Origin of the sequence: Mesorhizobium sp. ISC15, assembly GCF_037162615.1 — a bacterium.
In the GTDB taxonomy this organism is placed as follows: domain Bacteria; phylum Pseudomonadota; class Alphaproteobacteria; order Rhizobiales; family Rhizobiaceae; genus Mesorhizobium; species Mesorhizobium mediterraneum.
The window spans coordinates 2,526,614-2,542,189 of record NZ_JAVSPX010000001.1 but is presented as its reverse complement, the minus strand read 5'-3'; the positions used below and the strand labels follow the sequence as shown (position 1 = coordinate 2,542,189).

The window sequence follows — 15,576 nt, the reverse complement described above, 5'->3', positions numbered from 1 at the left end:
AAACCGGGACAGCCGACACGAAGCCAATGCCAACCACTGGCACTGGTCGACGCTTGGCGCGGCATCACATTAGTACTTGCTGGCGGCAAGAACTTTGAAAGCAAGCGGATGAGCGAACAAGGGTTGATGTCGGAGCTGGAGCGGTTGGTTTCCGAGGATCGGAACCCGAAGACGATGGATATCGACCTGCTGCCGACCATCGATATCCTGCGCAAGATCAATGATGAGGACAGAGGCGTTCCGGCCGCCGTCGAAAAGGTCATCCCGGAAATCGCCGCCGCCGTAGACCGGATCGTGGGTGCGTTCCAGAAAGGTGCGCGGCTTGTCTATATGGGTGCCGGCACGAGCGGCCGGCTGGGGGTCCTCGACGCTTCGGAGTGTCCGCCCACCTTCGGCGTGCCCGAGAGCATGGTGGTGGGCCTGATCGCAGGCGGTCCCGATGCGCTGGTGCGGTCCGCCGAGGGCGCGGAGGATGATCCAAAACAGGGCATGAAGGCTCTGCAGGAGATCAATCTCACCGCCGACGATGTGGTGGTCGGCATCGCGGTCAGCGGGCGCACGCCCTATGTCATCGGCGGCTTGACCTATGCAAGGCAGGTGGGAGCGACGACCGTGGCGCTCTCCTGCAATGCCAAATCGATCATCGCCGGCCTTGCCGACATCGCCATCTCTCCGCTTGTCGGCCCCGAGGTTCTCAGCGGCTCGACCCGGCTGAAGTCGGGAACGGCGCAAAAGCTCGTCCTCAACATGCTGACGACCGCCAGCATGATCCGCATCGGCAAGAGCTATCAGAACCTGATGGTGGACCTTAACCCCAGCAACAAGAAGCTCGTCGCCAGGGCCGTCCGGATCGTCATGCAGACGACCGGTTGCGCGGCGCAACAGGCACGACAAGCACTCGACCAGACCGGCAATGACGTCAAGCTGGCGATACTGGTTAGGATCACCGGCATGGGCGTCGAAGAGGCGCGCGAGGCGCTTGGCAATGCCGGGGGGTTCCTGCGAAAGGCGACAGGCGAAAAGACGGTGTGAAGCCGCATGGATACTGGGCCGATAGACTGGGCCGACATTCTGGGGACGCGTGTCCCTTTGAAGCGGTCCGCGGAACTGCAAGGCATCGAGTTCGATCATAATGGGAGACGACGATGGTACAGCACCTTACCAAGAAACTGCTTTCCGGCATGACGCTACCTGGCATTGCCTTGGCGGCGATGCTCGGCATTGCGGCAGTCCCGGCGCAGGCGGATGCGGCGACGTTGCGTATGGCCTGGTCACAGGACGCCACCGGGCTTGATCCGCACAAGCAGACCGCCTTTTCATCACTGCGGCTGCTGGAACTGATCTACGAACCGCTGGTGCGGCTCGACGCCAGCCTGCAAATCACTCCGGCCATCGCCGATTCCTGGCAGTTCTCGGCGGACGGCAAGGAGCTGACCTTCAAGCTCAATCCGAAAGCAAAATTCCAGAACGGCGCGGCGGTGACGTCGGCCGATGTAAAGGCATCGTTCGAACGGATACTCGACGAGAAGACAAGTGCAGCCGCCCGCGCCAACTTCCTTTCGATCGCCAGCATCGATACGCCAGATTCGGCCACCGTCGTGTTTCACCTGTCGCAGCCGGATGTTCCGATTCTGACGGCGATGAGCGACATCAACGCAGCCATTGTCCCTGCCAGCGAAATCGCCGCCGGCTCGATCGGCACGACGACGATCGGCTCGGGTCCGTTCAAGCTCGAGAAATGGGATCCGAATTCCAAGGAAGTGCTTGTGGCCAACAAGGACTGGGCCGGTGGCGCGACCGGCGTCGACGGCATCGACATCTCGGTGCTTCCGGACGAGACGGCGATCCTGGCGGCGCTGCGTACCAAGCAGATCGATTTCGCGCTGCTCAACGACCCGCTTGTCGCCACGCTGGTTCCAAAGGAAGCCAGCCTGCAATTGAACCGCGTGCCGGTTCTTGCCTATCACGTGCTGCAGCTCAATCCGTCACGCAAGCCGATGACCGAGCTCAAGGTGCGTCAAGCCATCTCTTGCGCGATCGATCGGCAGGAGGTGCTGGACACCGCCTCGCTTGGCGAAGGCAAGATCACCGGTCCGCTGACGATCCCTGCTCTGGCGACCGATCCAAACCAATTGTTCTGCTACACGCGCGACGTCGAGAAGGCCAAGAAACTGATGGCCGAGGCCGGCTATGCCGACGGCTTTTCGGCGAGCGTGATCGGCGCCACCGGCGAGCCGCCGACGGCGACAGCCGAAGCCCAGGTCATCCAGTCGCAGCTCGCCGAAATCGGCGTCAAGCTCGACATCAAGATGATGGAGCTCAATGTCTATGTCGATGCCTGGCTGAAGGGCGACTTCGACATGGCCATCGCCTTGAACGGCGGCAGGGCCGATCCCTACACGATGTACAATCGCTACTGGACCAAGGCCGGAAATCTGCAGAAGGTGGCGAACTATATCGACGACACGCTCGACGGACTGATGCAGAAGGGCCGCACCGAGACCGACCCGGCGGCACGCAAGGTGATCTTTGGCGATTTCGAGAAACATATCACCGAGATGTCGCCCTGGATCTGGCTCTACACCTCGTACAGCTATACGGCCCAGCAGAAGAATGTCGGGGGATTCGTGCCGGTGCCGACCGGATCGCTGTTCAGCCTCGCCAAGGTGACGCTCCAGCAGTAACCATTTCCGGCTTCGGACCTATCGCCCGAGAGGTATTCTTCGCGTGAACTATCTGATGCGACGGCTGGCGACGTTTCCTCTCGTCCTGATTGGCGTGTCCGTTCTCGTTTTCGTGGCGATCCGGATGGTTCCGGGCGACTCGATCACGGCGATGCTGGGGACCGAAGCCGGCCTCCTTACGCCCGCGCAGCGTGATGCGCTTGCAGCCTATTTCGGCATCGATCAGCCCTGGTTCATCCAGTACTGGCGCTGGCTGCTCGGTCTCTTGCACGGCAATCTGGGCATCTCGGTCACCTATGGCAAGCCGGTGCTCGACGTTATCCTTGAGCGCTTCCCGCTCACGCTCGAGCTGGCGCTGCTGGCGATGATCATCGCGCTTATGGTCGGCATGCCGGCGGGGGTTTTCGCCGCCACCCACAATGAGAAGCTATCCGATCTCGGCGTGCGCGTGGTCGCTATGATCGGTCAGTCGACGCCGAATTTCGTTCTTGCCCTACTGATCATCTACACTCTGTCCGCCGGCTTTGGCGTGCTGCCGGCAATGGGCGCGTTTTCGCCCCTGTGGCAGGATCCGCTGCGCAATCTGGGCCAGCTGCTGCTGCCCGCGGTGACGCTTGGATTTGCCTTCGCGGCCTCGGTAACCCGCATTTCGCGGTCGGCCATGCTCGACGTGCTGAGCGACGACTATGTCAGGACGGCCCGCAGCAAGGGCGCCTCCAACCGCAGCGTCATCTGGCGCCACGCCCTGCCGAATGCGCTGATCCCAGTCGTCACGCTGAGCGGCATCGAGTTCGGCTACCTCCTGGGCGGCGCCGTCATCGTCGAGCAGATCTACGCGCTGCCGGGTCTCGGACGCATGGTCCTGGATGCGATCCTGCAGCGCGACTATGCGCTGGTGCAGGGAAGCGTCCTGTTCATCGCCTTCAACTTCATGATCGTCAACCTCCTGGTCGACCTCGCCTATGTCGCGCTCGATCCGCGCATCCGGCTGGGGGAGCGCTGATGCGTATTCTGCGCGCCATCTTCGCGCATACCAGCGGCCGGATCGGCGGCGCGATCGTCGCGCTCTATCTGCTGCTTGCGATCCTCGGAATGCTGGGACTGACGCCGCACAATCCGCTGATGCAGTATCGCGTCGACCGGCTGCATGCGCCCGACAGCGCCTACTGGATGGGCACGGACCTGTTCGGCCGCGATGTGGCAAGCCGGCTAATGACCGGGATCGGCCAATCCTTCACGGTGGCGTTCTTCTCGGTCGCTTTCGCAACGCTCGCCGGCACCGTTCTCGGGCTCGCGGCAGCGTGGTTCGGACGCCGCTGGGACGGCCTGCTGATGCGCATCATGGACGTGCTGCTGGCGTTCCCGGCGATCCTTCTGGCGCTGCTGATCGTCACGGTTGCAGGGCCGGGAACATGGACCAGCATCGTTGCCATCGCCATCGTCTACACGCCGATTTTCACGCGCGTCGTGCGCGGCCCTGCGCTGTCGCTCAAGGCGCGTGAATTCGTCGACGCCGCGCGCACTTTCGGCTCCAGTTCAAGCTACATCCTGACCCGGCATCTGCTGCTCAACCTGGTGGCGCCGTTGACCGTCCAGGTTACCCTGGCGCTGGCCTGGGCATTGTTGACGGAGGCCGGCTTGAGCTTCCTCGGCCTTGGCACACAGCCGCCCGCCGCGTCGCTCGGACTGATGCTGAGCGACAGCCGCAACCTCATGGAAACAGCCCCCTGGCTGATGATCTTCCCGGGGCTCGCCATCATGGTCAGCATCCTGGGCTTCAACCTGCTTGGCGATGCCTTGCGCGATATCCTCGATCCGAAGATGCGGAGGTCGATCGCGTGATCCCGCTTCTGTCCGTCACCGACCTGCGCGTCGGCTTCGGCCGCAAGCCGCAAGCCAATGAGGTCGTTCGCGGCGTCAGTTTCGACCTCGCCGACGGCGAGACACTGGCAATTGTCGGCGAAAGCGGCTCGGGCAAGTCGGTCACCGCTCTGTCGATCAACCGTCTCGTCGACTATGGCGGCGGCCGCATCACCGGCGGCTCGATCAAGCTGAGACGGGCCGACAACAGCGTCTTCGACCTGTTGACGGCGACCGAGCCGCAACTGACAAAGATCCGCGGCGCCGAGATCGGCATGATTTTCCAGGAGCCGATGACCTCGCTCAATCCGGTGCTGACCATCGGCACGCAGATCGAGGAATCGTTTCGCCTGCATCGCGGCCTGACCGGCCGGCAGGCTACGGCTGCAGCGAAGGATGCGCTCGATCGCGTGCGCATTCCGGATGCGGCGCGGCGGCTGGAATACACGCCGAACCAGCTGTCGGGCGGGATGCTGCAGCGCGTGATGATCGCCATGGCGCTCGCCTGCAATCCGCGCCTGCTCATAGCCGACGAGCCGACGACGGCGCTTGACGTGACGGTGCAGGCGCAGATCATGGCGCTGCTCGCCGAGCTCAAGCGGGAAACCGGCATGTCGATGATCTTCATCACGCACGACATCGGCCTGGTCGCCGGCATCGCCGACAAGATCATGGTGATGCAGGGCGGCGAGGCCGTCGAGCAGGGCGAGTTGAACCAGATACTCGACCATCCGCAGCACCCCTACACGCAGCATCTGCTGCACGCCGTGCCGCATTTCGCCAGCGGTCACGCGACGCGCTCGGACGGGCGACGCGAACAGGACAAAGGCACCGAACCCGCGCTGAAGGTCGACGGCTTGGTGGTGCGGTTTCCGGTCAAATCAGGTTTCTTCGGCCGCGCCAGCGGCGCCGTGCATGCGGTCGACGGCGTCGATTTCGACCTGATGCCCGGCGAGACACTGGCCATCGTCGGCGAGAGCGGCTCCGGCAAATCCACCACCGCGCGCGCGATCCTGGGGCTTGTGCGGTCGACGCGCGGCACATTCTCGGCCGGCGCGCGGAAGGCTGCCGCCGAGCAGAGCGCCCTGCCAGTGCAGATGGTGTTCCAGAACCCCTACGCTTCGCTCAATCCCAGGCTCAGCATCGCCAGCATTCTGGCGGAACCGGTGATCGCCACCGGCCGTGTGAACGCGCAGACGCGGGAGAAAATGGCCGCGCTGCTGAAGCGCGTCGGCCTGCCGGAAAGTAGTCTTGAACGATACCCGCACGAATTCTCGGGCGGCCAACGGCAAAGACTGTGCATCGCCCGCGCGCTGATGCTCAATCCTTCCGTCGTCGTCCTGGACGAAGCGGTCTCCGCGCTCGATGTCTCGGTGCAGGCCAGGGTTCTGGAGCTGTTGGTCGACCTGCAGCGCGAGTTCGGGCTGGCCTATCTGTTCATTTCGCATGACATGGCTGTCGTCGAGCGGATCGCCCACCGCATCGCGGTCATCTATGCCGGCCAGATCGTCGAGATCGGCGACGCCACATCGGTGTTGTCGGAGCCGAAGCATTCCTACACGAAGAAGCTCATTGCGGCGGTTCCCACCATCGACCGGCGGCGCGAGCATTTCGAACTGGACACGCGCCAGGTCCCCTCGCTTGTGCGGCCGCTGGGATTTGAACCGGAGCCGGCGAGGTGGGATGAGTTCGGGCCGGATCACAGAGCGAGGGTGGAAGCGTGATGCATGTCGCCCAAAATTATCCAGACGCAGCGGGACAGCGCCCCCCTCTGTCCTGCCGGACATCTCCCCCTCAAGGGGGGAGATTGGATATCGCCTTCGGTTTCGCCAATTTTCAACGCGGAAAGAAATGGACGGCGGCGCCAAAACTGCCAATCTCCCCCCTTGAGGGGGAGATGTCCGGCAGGACAGAGGGGGGTGTCGTAAAGCGCCAAGTTTCGAGCGGAGGCTGGCATTGACCGACCTCGCCCACTTCTTCGACCGCGCCTTCGCCCCTCTCGAAGCGGCGGTGGCTGCCTCACGCATTCCCGGCGGCGTGCTCGGCATGGTCGATCGGCATGGCGACCGCTTCGTCCGGGCAATCGGCTCGGCTCAAATCGTGCCGAAGGTGCGGCCGATGCATGTCGAAACCTGGTTCGATCTCGCCTCGTTGACCAAAATCATCTTCACCACGCCGCGCATCCTGGCGCTGGCCGAAGACGGCGTTATCGATCTCGATGCACCGCTGATCTCGGTTCTATCAGATATTCGCCAGTATGATGAAAAGGCCTGGGAGCGGAAGGTGACGTTTCGCCAGTGCCTCGGTCATCAGACACAGTTTCCCGCCGTCGCGCCAATCTACACCTACGGGCGCGACCCCGAGCTGTTGCGCGCCTTCGTCCTGCAGCGCGAATGGCAGGCCGGGGAACCGGTCTATTCCGATATCAACTTCATCCTGCTCGGCTTTGCCCTGGAGCGCGTGTCGGGAAAGGCCATCCGCGACATGGACCCCGGCCCGGGCTTTGCGTTCTCCGCCGAGCCGGATGCCTCGGCGGCTACGGAAGACTGCACCTGGCGTCATCGCGTGCTCTGCGGCGAGGTCCACGACGACAATTGCTCGGCGCTGCAAGGTGCGGGTCATGCCGGGCTGTTCGGAACGGCGGCGTCTATCCTCGACTTTGCACAAGGGTTGCTGGACGGGACCGGCGCATCCGAGCGTTCGATCGCGCTGATGCGCATGCCGCTCTCTCCGACGCGCACCCATGGCTGGGAGCGACCCTATGAAGGCTGGTCCGGCGGCCGGCTGTGCAGCCCTGGGACGATCGGGCATACCGGCTTTACCGGCACCGGCCTGTGGATCGACTTCGACAAAGGCAAGGCATGGACCTTGCTCACCAACCGGATCCATCCGACACGTCATTTCAACAGCGGGATCGCAGCGCTTCGCCAATCGATCGGCGATCTCGTCAACGGAGCCTAGGATAGTTATGGAACCAATCTGGGCCGTCGGTCTGATGACCGGCACCGTCCTTGACGGCAATATCGATGTTGCGCTGATCAAGACCGACGGCGAGCGGATCGCGGATTTCGGCACCTACACGCTGGCGCCCTACCCCAGGTCGATCCGGACCCTGCTGGAGGAGACGCTAGATCAGGCCAGGGTGTGGAATTTCACCGGACCGGAACCGGCGATTTTTCGCGAGGCCGAAGAGGCGCTGACGCGCGCCCAGTCCGCGGCGGTCAAGGACCTGGTCGAAAGCTACGGTCTGACGATGGCCGATATTGGGATCGTCGGCTTCCATGGCCAGACGGTGCTGCATCGCGCCCCGCAAGTCGGCCGGCTCGGCCAGACCCGCCAGCTCGGCGATGGCGCTTTGATGTATGCCATTCTGGGTACCAAGGTGGCCTATGATTTCCGCTCGGCCGATATGCGCGCCGGCGGGCAAGGCGCGCCGCTGTCCGCCGCCTATCACGCGGCGCTTTTGCGCGATGCCGATACCAGCGGCGACACGGCTGTGCTCAATCTCGGCGGCGTTGCCAACATCACCTGGTGGGACGGCAAGGACAATGTCGTCGCTTTCGACACCGGGCCTGCCAACGCGCCGCTGAACGATTTCATCAAGTCGAAGGGTTTGGGTGAGATGGACCGCGACGGCGCATTGGCCCGCGCGGGCACCGTCGACGAAGCCCGGCTGGTCAAGCTGTTGCAGCATCCCTATCTGGCCAAGCCCTATCCAAAATCGCTGGACCGGTTCGATTTCGGCGCGGCCATGGCGGACGGGATGAACGCTGAGGATGGCGCAGCACTTCTGACGGCATTCACGGCCGCAGCCGTCGGCAAGGCGCTCGACCTTCTGCCGCGCCGGCCGACGCGGCTGGTGGTCAGCGGTGGCGGCCGCCACAATCCGGCGATCATGGCCATGCTTGCCAGCCGCGCCGGCGTCGAAGCGGTGCCGGCGGAGGCGCTCGGCTGGAAGGGCGACGCAGTCGAGGCGGAGTGCTTTGCCTTCCTTGCGGTTCGCATGCTCAGGGGCCTGCCGATCAGCTTCCCGACCACCACCGGTGTGCCACAGCCGATGCGCGGCGGGCGCCTTGCCGGCTAACTAGAGCAAGATGAGATCAGGTTGGTCATTTTGCCGGGCTGGTTTGGGCCAAATCCTTCGGGCTTCGGCTCGACCGTACTCAAGCCAACAATTTCTTCTGCAGGAAGATGCGGCTGCGGCCGACGGGAAAATCGGGAAGCACGCCGAAAGGCCGATATCCCTGACGCTCATAGGCCTTGGCCGCTTTCGGATTGAACGTGTCGATCAGGGCGCCGTGACAGCCGCGCGCGACGGCTTCCTGTTCGGCCGCATCCAGCATATTGCCGGCCATGTGCTGGCCGCGCAGGCGCTCATCAACCCAGAGCCATTGCACATAGAGCCAGCCCCAGGCGGTGTATCCCGAGATACCGGCGACAACGGCGCCATGCTCATCGCGCACGAACACCGCGAGCGCCTTCCTGTTGGCCGGACCGACATCGCTGTCGTTGAACGCGCTGAGCCGCTCCCCGAGAAAAGCGAGCTCTCTCGGCGAAGGGTCTGCGGTGGTTTCAAGCGTCGTGTTCATCCCATGTCCAGACGGGCTCGCAGCCGGATATCCGTATACAGCGCCGCGCGTCGCTGTGGCACTTTCATTGCATTTATCGAAGGACAGGAGGGAGGCGCAAGCTCCGGCGCCGCGTGGCTCAAAACCGGCAACTTGCGATAATCCGCGACTACCGCGGCGAATGCCACGCCGCCGCCGAAGCGGCAACCAGCATGAGCAACGCTGCGACCACGGCCGATGCCGCAAAGCCAAAGCTGGAATAAAGCGGTCCGAAGGCCGTGGTGCCGACAAACACCGCGAGATAGGTCACCGCGCTGTTCAAACCCATGATCGTGCCGCGCCGCGCCGGGTCGAGCGCCGAAAGGCGCATCACCAGGACGTTCAGCCCGAAATGATTGGCAAGGCCCCAGACCGCCACAATCGCGATGGTCAGATGAAAACTACTGCTTGACGCGGCAAGCGCGACATAGACGACCGCGACCAGCAGATAGGCGAACGGCATGACGCGTCGCGCGCCAAGCCGATCGATCACGCCGTCAAGAAATGCCGCCATGCCGAAGCCGGCGCCATAGGCGAGCGCGGCCAACCCGTTGGCACTGACCGGCCGTCCCAATCCATTGTGAAGGTGATCGCCGAGATAGCCATAGACACCGTAAAAGGCGGTCATGAAGGCGCCGCAGGCCACCAGAAGCGGCACTATGCCGGGAACGGCCAAAGCGCCGAGCGGTGTCGGCGCCGGACCGCTCTTCCTGACGTCGCTCAGCGACGTCAGCGTAAGGCCGGTCAACGCGAGCGCCGCAAGGACCGCGACCGCCGCAAAAACGGCGCGCCAATGCAGCAGGTCGGCAAGCACCGCCGATAGCGAAACGCCGGCTACCATGCTCAGCGTCCATCCGGTCAGCACGACGCCGATCGTCCCGCTTTCGCGGCCAAGTGGCGCGATCGCTGCGGCGCTGGCATAGATTGCCGGCATGGCGATACCGGCGGCGATGCCGGCGAGAAGCTGGGCCGCAACCAGCGCCGTCACCGTCGGCGCGGCGGCGCTGGCGAGAAGCGCTATCGCCAGCAGCAGCAAGGCCCCTTGCAGCATGCGGCGAGCGCCAAGCCGATCGATATAGCGCGCCAGGAACAAGGCGCTTGCGGATGTTCCGAGGCCGAACGCGGCGGACGCGATCATGACGGCCGGCACGCTCGTCGCAAACGACGCGGCCACCGCCGGTGCTATCGGACCGAGAACCAGCGAGTTGGAGCCGATCACGGCGATGCATCCAGTGAGCAGAAAAGCGAGCGCCGGGATAGGCGGCCTTGCCGTCAACGTTGCGACTTGATCACTGTTCGACATACGGCGATAATGGCCGTATTAAATTCTGTATCAATAAGGAATTTCATTATGGATGAAGAAACAGATGGCATTCCGCAGAACAGGCCTGCTGCCCGCGATGTCGACGCAACCGACCGAAAAATATTAGGCGTTCTGGTCGACGACGCTACGATCAGCTATGCCGAGCTCGGCGAACGCGTCGGCCTGTCGCCGCCGGCAGCCCATGAACGGGTAAAGCGGCTTCGGCGCAGCGGCGCCATCCGCAACACCGCGGCGATCATCGATCCCAAGGCGGTGCGCAAGCCGTTGCTTGCTTTCGTGCACATCGACACCAAGGGCTGGGGAAAGACCCCAGAACTGATGGCGATCTCCGAGCACCCCGAAGTCGAAGAAATTCATTCGGTGGCCGGCGACACATGCATGCTGATCAAGGTCCGCACCGAGGACACTCGGGCGCTCGAAGGCCTGCTGTCGCGTCTCTACGAAACGCCCGGCGTCACCTCGACGCGAAGCTACGTGGTTTTGTCGACTTATCTGGAGCGGCCAGTGCAGCCCGGGATCACGACCGAATGGCCGACGCCCCGGCATATTGCCAAGCCGCTGTATTAGCTGGAGCGCGCGAGTCGGGACGGTGGTGTCCGGCATCAACCTCAATGAGGTGACGCCGGACAGATATAGGCGCCTTACTGAAGCTTCGCCTGCAGGGCGTTGACGTCATCCGTCGTCATTTCGCCATCGGTCGTCACCTTGCCGTCGACAATCTTCCAGAGGCGGAACGGGCCGGTGATGTCGCCGTATTTGTCGAAGGCGACCGGGCCGATGACGCCTTCGTAGCGAATCGGCTTGCCATCCTTGATCAGGCCGAGCGCCTTGGCGAACTCGTCCTTGCCGGCATAGATCGGCGTGCCGGCCGGATCGACCGCCTTGTACATCGCGTCCTTGATCTTGGCCGGATCCTCGGAGCCGGCAATGGCGATTGCCAAGCCGACGATGGCGCCGGCATCATACGACCGGTCGGCCGCCGGGTTCGACGGTTCGATCCCCGAAAATTCCTTGTAGTTCTTGGTGAAATACTCGGTCGATGCGGTCGGGCTGGTACCCGAGGAAGTGCCATAAGCGTCCTTCAGGTAATCGGCGCCGACGGATTCGATAAAATCCGGGCTGTTCATGCCGTCATTGAGCAGGAACTTCTGGACACCGCCCTGCGAAATCCAGGTACGGGCGATGGTCGCGCCGTCGACGGGCGTGCTGACGAGATAAAGCCCGTCGGGCTCGCCGGCCATCGCCGCCGTGACTTCCGACGCATAGCTCGACTGCTTTTCATTGTAAGGCGTGTCGGAGACGATGGTGCCGCCGAGCGCCTTATAGGCGCGCGAGAACTCCGCCACCATGTTGACGCCGAAGTCGTTGTTGACGTGGATGACCGACAGCTTCTTGAAGCCCTTGTCGATGGCATATTTGGCCGCGGCGACGCCCTGCAGCGCATCCGAGGTGATGGTGCGGAAGAAGATGCCGTTGGTCTTGCCGTCGCGCCCGAGCGCCGTCAGCGTCGGTGACGAGGAAGCCGGCGAGACCTGGACGATCTTGGCCGGAGCGGTGACAGAGGTCAGGATCGGAATCGACACCGAGGAGATGATGCCGCCGATGATCACCGGCACCTTCTTGACCTGCACGAGCTGGGTCGCGGCGTCGACCGCGATGTTGCCCTGGCTCTGGCTGTCGCGCGTGTCGGTGGCGAGGTCGCAACCGCGCACGCCGCCGGCGTCATTGATATCGCGGAAGGCCATTTCGACCGACTTGGCGCCGGCCTGGCCGTATTCGCCGGCCGGGCCGGTCAGTTCCATGACGAGGCCGACCGTGATCTTGCAATCGGCGGCTTGCGCTGCTCCGGCGGCTGTCAGCAGAGCCAGCGCGGTGGTGATCTGAAGTAGCGTCTTTGTCATTGTTGTTCCCCTTTCGTTACACGACACTGATTCAATTCATGTCTTGAGCCTGTTCAGTCTTCCGGCATCTGCAGCCAGGTTTCATGCAGATGTCGCCATTCAACGCCATTGGGCGCCGATGAACTGGTGGTGAAAACGGCACTCGAGCGACGGCGGCTGTGCTTGCCGGCGCGCTGCTGCGTTTCGACGTAGCAGAGGACAATCGCGTCGTCGGCCTGCCAGCTGGCCCTGATGTTCTCGATCGAAATGGTGAAGTCGCCATCACAGGTAGCGCGGCTTACCCTGACGTGGTCGACCACTGCGTCACGATCGAGGATCTGGCCGTCCGGCGCAACCATACAGAAACTTTCGTTCATGACGCGTTCGAAGCGGCTGAAATCCGCCCTGTCCGCGCTTCCTGCAACGAACCAGTCGACGAAAAAGCGGTGAAGATCGACGACCTCGGCGCTCGCGCGGGAAAGCAGAGAGGACTTCTCGTCCATGGCGGCGCTCATATCCGGCCTGCGTTCAAATTGTAGTGCATGATCGAGCCGTGGCGGCCGTGACGGTCGCGCTCCAGCATGTAGACATCGCCCAGGGGGCCGCGGCTTTGCGCGATCACGGCGGCGATCCGCGCCCGGTCGTCGGCATCGAGCGCGACGTCCATAATCCGGGCGTTGGCAAGGGCGTGCGCCTGGTTGCGGGCGCCGACGATGACGGCCGCCACTTGCGGCTGCTCCAGCACCCAGGCACTGGCGATGGTGGCGATGTCGACGCCATGGCGGTCGGCGACGGCCTTCAATGTGCGAAGCAACTCCTGGAAAAGCTCCCAGCCGCCGAAGTCGTCGATGATCAGCTTGTATTTGACCAGCGACCGGTTTTCGAGGGGCGTCTGCGGCTCGGCAGCATCAAGCCATTTTTCGCTCAGGAAGCCGCCTGCCACCGAACCATAGCAGAGGAAACTGACGCCGTTTTGCTTGGCGAGTGCCGCGAGGCTGTTGGCCGGCCGCTGGTCGAGCACGGAGTATTGCAGCTGCTGACTGACCAGCGGCACCCCGGCGGCCAGGATCTCGGCCAAATGCGGCGTATCGAAATTGGTGGTGCCGACATTGCGCACCTTGCCTTCCAGGCGAAGGTCATTGAGCCAGCCCATCGCGTCGACATAGCCGGGCAGCGCATAATCCCACCAGTGGAACTGCACAAGATCGAGCCGCTCGGTCTTCAGCCGCCGCAGCGACTGGTCGACGATGCCCCTGACATAGTCGCGGCTGACATTGGAAAGCCTTTCCAGGTCAGGCACCAGCTTGGTGTGAACCTTCATTTTGGCGGCGGCGTCGAGGCCGCGCTCATTGGCAAGCCGCAGCCGCGCCGCGCCGATCAGCTCCTCGACGCCGGTATAGATATCGGCGCAATCATAGGTCCTGATGCCGGCGTCGAAAGTGGCGATCAGGTCGGTCACCGCCTGTTGGCGATCGATCGCGCCATGCCCGCCGGCAAGCTGCCAGCCGCCGCGGATGACGCGTGAGATCGTATAGCCGGGGCTGAGCTCGAAGGACTTTTCGGTCATCTCTGGTCATTCTCCTTCGGCAGCGGCACCGCCGTGGTTTCGGCGTGGCTGAACCGCCGCTTGCCCGTCCTGACGATCCTCAGCCGGCTGGCGCAATTGGGATCGGGGCAGGCGATCTCGGCGTCTGATGTCATCCAGTCGTTCTTGTGGGTCGGGCGCTGTTTTGCCGCGAGCAGCGGCAGCACGGCTGATATCGAATAGATCGAAAAACCCTGCCCCGCCGGCATCGACAGCATCTCGCCCTTGAGCTCGAAATAGTCACCCGCCTTGGCACCGCAATAGATCGGCTTGCCCTCAGGAATGACCGCCTCGACACGAAGATCGAAGAGTTCGAAACTGTCGTCGTCCTCAGCCATTCATGTCTCCACACGAGTGAAGGTGATGTCGCAGGCGCCGTTGCGTCGGATCACGCCGCAGGCGGCGGCGAAGCGGTCGCGCTCCTCCGGACGCACCTGCGCCACCACGCTTCCGGCAAGCCAGCCGATCGGGAACAGCAGGCGCGCGCCCTGTCCGTAAAACAAGCCGATGTCGAAAATCGCATTCGGGCTGCCGCCCCACATGCGGGGCGGCACGTAGGATAGCACGATGTCGCCCGGCTGCGGCGTCAGCGTTGCATTCTCCGCCGGCAGGGGCCTGGCATAGGTTTGGCCCTCAAGATCCGCTGATGGAACCGGGCAGGAGATCTCCGGCCCCGTCCACATCGCATGGATGCCGGCAACGACGCGCGGCTGCTCGAGATAGGCCAGCAGGAAGGCAGCATTGTCGGGCGCCTTTTCAGGCAACAGCAACGCCGTCACGGAAAGCTTTGAGCGTCCCTCAGTGATCCTGATGGCAGGCGTCGTCATGCCCTCAATCCTTCTTTGCTTGCGGATTGGAGCTTGTCGCGCAGGAAGGCGAAGGGCCGGCTGATGTCGGCCACCAATGCCTCGCGCGCCGCTTGGGCATCCTGCCTCGCAAGCGCTGCGACGATGCTGCGGTGATAGTGGGCGGTATCGACCTCGCCGGCATCCGAAAAGGCGTAAATCGCGACGCGGATGCAGGGTCCGGATTGCAGCCAGAGGCTCTCGATCATCGGGATCAGCACGGCGGAGCCGCAGCAGCGGTAGATCTCGAAGTGGAAGCTCTGGTTGAGCGTCGCCTCGCGGTCGATATCCTTCTTATGCTTCAGCGCCCGCATCTCGTCCCACTCGCCGAGCATGGCCTCGACCGTAGCAATCTGGCGCGGGTTCATGCGGGTGGCGGCCAGCGCAATCGCTTCGCCCTCGATCAGGGAGCGGGCGCGCAAGAGATCGTCGATACGTTCCAGCGTGATCGGCGGCACGCGCACGGAGCGGTTGGGAAGCGCCTCCAGCGCCTTCTCCGTGATCAGTCGCCCAAGCGCCTCGCGCACCGGCATGGTGCTGGTGACCAGCGCTTCGGCGAGGCCGCGAATGGTCAGAACCTGGCTCGGCTCGAAAAGGCCGCCGATCAAGGCGCGACGCAGCTCCGAATAGACGCGATCCTGCACGGTCTCGCGGCCGACCGGCGTAAGCTGGGCCGCGATCGTTTCGTTGTTCCGTTCGATGGCGGCCTTCTGCATGGGCAGTCCCGATCTTTGGCCGTTTTCGGCTTGCGGAAGAAATTAAAGCCGAATAGCGTGATCAAAGCAAGTGTG

At 63.5% G+C, this 15,576-nt stretch carries 16 protein-coding genes; 8 read left to right on the top strand and 8 right to left on the bottom strand.

What is annotated here, in order from left to right; genetic code table 11:
* Positions 1–108: 108 nt before the first annotated feature.
* The 7 genes from murQ (at position 109) to RPG13_RS12240 (ending at position 8,628) form a co-directional block, all read left to right on the top strand.
* Complete coding sequence (murQ, locus tag RPG13_RS12270; RefSeq protein ID WP_337125113.1) at positions 109–1,032, top strand: N-acetylmuramic acid 6-phosphate etherase; 924 nt, start codon at positions 109–111, stop codon at positions 1,030–1,032.
* Positions 1,033–1,145: 113 nt separating this feature from the next.
* Complete coding sequence (locus RPG13_RS12265) at positions 1,146–2,684, top strand: ABC transporter substrate-binding protein (RefSeq protein WP_337125112.1); 1,539 nt, start codon at positions 1,146–1,148, stop codon at positions 2,682–2,684.
* Between the two features lie 43 nt (positions 2,685–2,727).
* A complete protein-coding gene (locus tag RPG13_RS12260) occupies positions 2,728–3,687 on the top strand; it encodes an ABC transporter permease (protein WP_337125111.1) in 960 nt (319 codons plus the stop codon).
* Positions 3,687–4,526, top strand: coding sequence for an ABC transporter permease (locus RPG13_RS12255; RefSeq protein WP_127203650.1), 840 nt, complete (start codon positions 3,687–3,689; stop codon positions 4,524–4,526). Before RPG13_RS12260 ends, RPG13_RS12255 begins: the two co-directional genes overlap by 1 nt.
* Entirely contained in the window at positions 4,523–6,268 is a 1,746-nt protein-coding gene (locus RPG13_RS12250; RefSeq protein WP_337125110.1) for an ABC transporter ATP-binding protein, read from the top strand. Before RPG13_RS12255 ends, RPG13_RS12250 begins: the two co-directional genes overlap by 4 nt.
* Positions 6,269–6,500: 232 nt before the next feature.
* The gene (locus RPG13_RS12245; RefSeq protein ID WP_292219600.1) at positions 6,501–7,505 is read left to right on the top strand and encodes a serine hydrolase domain-containing protein; all 1,005 of its coding nucleotides are present in this window, start codon (positions 6,501–6,503) and stop codon (positions 7,503–7,505) included.
* Positions 7,506–7,512: 7 nt separating this feature from the next.
* Positions 7,513–8,628 carry an anhydro-N-acetylmuramic acid kinase gene (locus RPG13_RS12240; RefSeq protein ID WP_337125109.1) on the top strand — a complete coding sequence of 372 codons (1,116 nt, stop codon included), beginning with the start codon at positions 7,513–7,515 and terminating at the stop codon, positions 8,626–8,628.
* A 79-nt stretch (positions 8,629–8,707) separates the two neighbouring features.
* On the opposite strand, the gene RPG13_RS12235 is transcribed toward RPG13_RS12240, so the two are convergent.
* Both RPG13_RS12235 and RPG13_RS12230 read right to left on the bottom strand, forming a co-directional pair.
* Complete coding sequence (locus tag RPG13_RS12235) at positions 8,708–9,133, bottom strand: GNAT family N-acetyltransferase (RefSeq protein ID WP_337125108.1); 426 nt, start codon at positions 9,131–9,133, stop codon at positions 8,708–8,710.
* 148 nt (positions 9,134–9,281) lie between these two features.
* The gene (locus RPG13_RS12230) at positions 9,282–10,454 is read right to left on the bottom strand and encodes an MFS transporter (protein WP_337125107.1); all 1,173 of its coding nucleotides are present in this window, start codon (positions 10,452–10,454) and stop codon (positions 9,282–9,284) included.
* A gap of 48 nt (positions 10,455–10,502) precedes the next feature.
* Here RPG13_RS12230 and RPG13_RS12225 point away from each other — a divergent pair, with 48 nt between their 5' ends.
* On the top strand, positions 10,503–11,042 hold the full coding sequence (locus RPG13_RS12225) for an Lrp/AsnC family transcriptional regulator (RefSeq protein WP_337125106.1): 540 nt from the start codon (positions 10,503–10,505) through the stop codon (positions 11,040–11,042).
* Between the two features lie 74 nt (positions 11,043–11,116).
* Here the strand turns inward: RPG13_RS12225 and RPG13_RS12220 are convergent, their stop codons facing one another.
* From RPG13_RS12220 to RPG13_RS12195, 6 genes are read right to left on the bottom strand one after another with little or no spacing between them, the layout of a single operon-like run.
* On the bottom strand, positions 11,117–12,376 hold the full coding sequence (locus RPG13_RS12220; protein ID WP_292219586.1) for an ABC transporter substrate-binding protein: 1,260 nt from the start codon (positions 12,374–12,376) through the stop codon (positions 11,117–11,119).
* Positions 12,377–12,429: 53 nt separating this feature from the next.
* Positions 12,430–12,870 carry a DUF4440 domain-containing protein gene (locus RPG13_RS12215; RefSeq protein WP_337125105.1) on the bottom strand — a complete coding sequence of 147 codons (441 nt, stop codon included), beginning with the start codon at positions 12,868–12,870 and terminating at the stop codon, positions 12,430–12,432.
* Positions 12,867–13,922: an aldo/keto reductase gene (locus RPG13_RS12210; protein ID WP_337125104.1), complete on the bottom strand. Its 1,056-nt coding sequence runs from the start codon at positions 13,920–13,922 to the stop codon at positions 12,867–12,869. The genes RPG13_RS12215 and RPG13_RS12210 overlap by 4 nt, the downstream gene beginning before the upstream one ends.
* Positions 13,919–14,278, bottom strand: coding sequence for a TIGR04076 family protein (locus tag RPG13_RS12205; protein WP_095483805.1), 360 nt, complete (start codon positions 14,276–14,278; stop codon positions 13,919–13,921). Before RPG13_RS12205 ends, RPG13_RS12210 begins: the two co-directional genes overlap by 4 nt.
* Positions 14,279–14,767 (bottom strand): DUF3830 family protein, encoded by a 489-nt coding sequence (locus RPG13_RS12200; RefSeq protein WP_292219574.1) that lies wholly within the window; start codon positions 14,765–14,767, stop codon positions 14,279–14,281. It lies immediately after the preceding gene.
* On the bottom strand, positions 14,764–15,501 hold the full coding sequence (locus tag RPG13_RS12195) for a GntR family transcriptional regulator (RefSeq protein ID WP_337125103.1): 738 nt from the start codon (positions 15,499–15,501) through the stop codon (positions 14,764–14,766). The genes RPG13_RS12200 and RPG13_RS12195 overlap by 4 nt, the downstream gene beginning before the upstream one ends.
* Positions 15,502–15,576 lie beyond the last annotated feature (75 nt).

Coding starts and splice junctions, on each gene's coding strand:
- RPG13_RS12265 (WP_337125112.1), top strand. CDS start 1,146: ATGGTACAGCACCTTACCAAGAAACTGCTTTCCGGCATGACGCTACCT.
- RPG13_RS12235 (WP_337125108.1), bottom strand. CDS start 9,133: ATGAACACGACGCTTGAAACCACCGCAGACCCTTCGCCGAGAGAGCTC.
- RPG13_RS12230 (WP_337125107.1), bottom strand. CDS start 10,454: ATGTCGAACAGTGATCAAGTCGCAACGTTGACGGCAAGGCCGCCTATC.
- RPG13_RS12220 (WP_292219586.1), bottom strand. CDS start 12,376: ATGACAAAGACGCTACTTCAGATCACCACCGCGCTGGCTCTGCTGACA.
- RPG13_RS12200 (WP_292219574.1), bottom strand. CDS start 14,767: ATGACGACGCCTGCCATCAGGATCACTGAGGGACGCTCAAAGCTTTCC.
- RPG13_RS12195 (WP_337125103.1), bottom strand. CDS start 15,501: ATGCAGAAGGCCGCCATCGAACGGAACAACGAAACGATCGCGGCCCAG.
- murQ (WP_337125113.1), top strand. CDS start 109: ATGAGCGAACAAGGGTTGATGTCGGAGCTGGAGCGGTTGGTTTCCGAG.
- RPG13_RS12205 (WP_095483805.1), bottom strand. CDS start 14,278: ATGGCTGAGGACGACGACAGTTTCGAACTCTTCGATCTTCGTGTCGAG.
- RPG13_RS12215 (WP_337125105.1), bottom strand. CDS start 12,870: ATGAGCGCCGCCATGGACGAGAAGTCCTCTCTGCTTTCCCGCGCGAGC.
- RPG13_RS12240 (WP_337125109.1), top strand. CDS start 7,513: ATGGAACCAATCTGGGCCGTCGGTCTGATGACCGGCACCGTCCTTGAC.
- RPG13_RS12225 (WP_337125106.1), top strand. CDS start 10,503: ATGGATGAAGAAACAGATGGCATTCCGCAGAACAGGCCTGCTGCCCGC.
- RPG13_RS12255 (WP_127203650.1), top strand. CDS start 3,687: ATGCGTATTCTGCGCGCCATCTTCGCGCATACCAGCGGCCGGATCGGC.
- RPG13_RS12210 (WP_337125104.1), bottom strand. CDS start 13,922: ATGACCGAAAAGTCCTTCGAGCTCAGCCCCGGCTATACGATCTCACGC.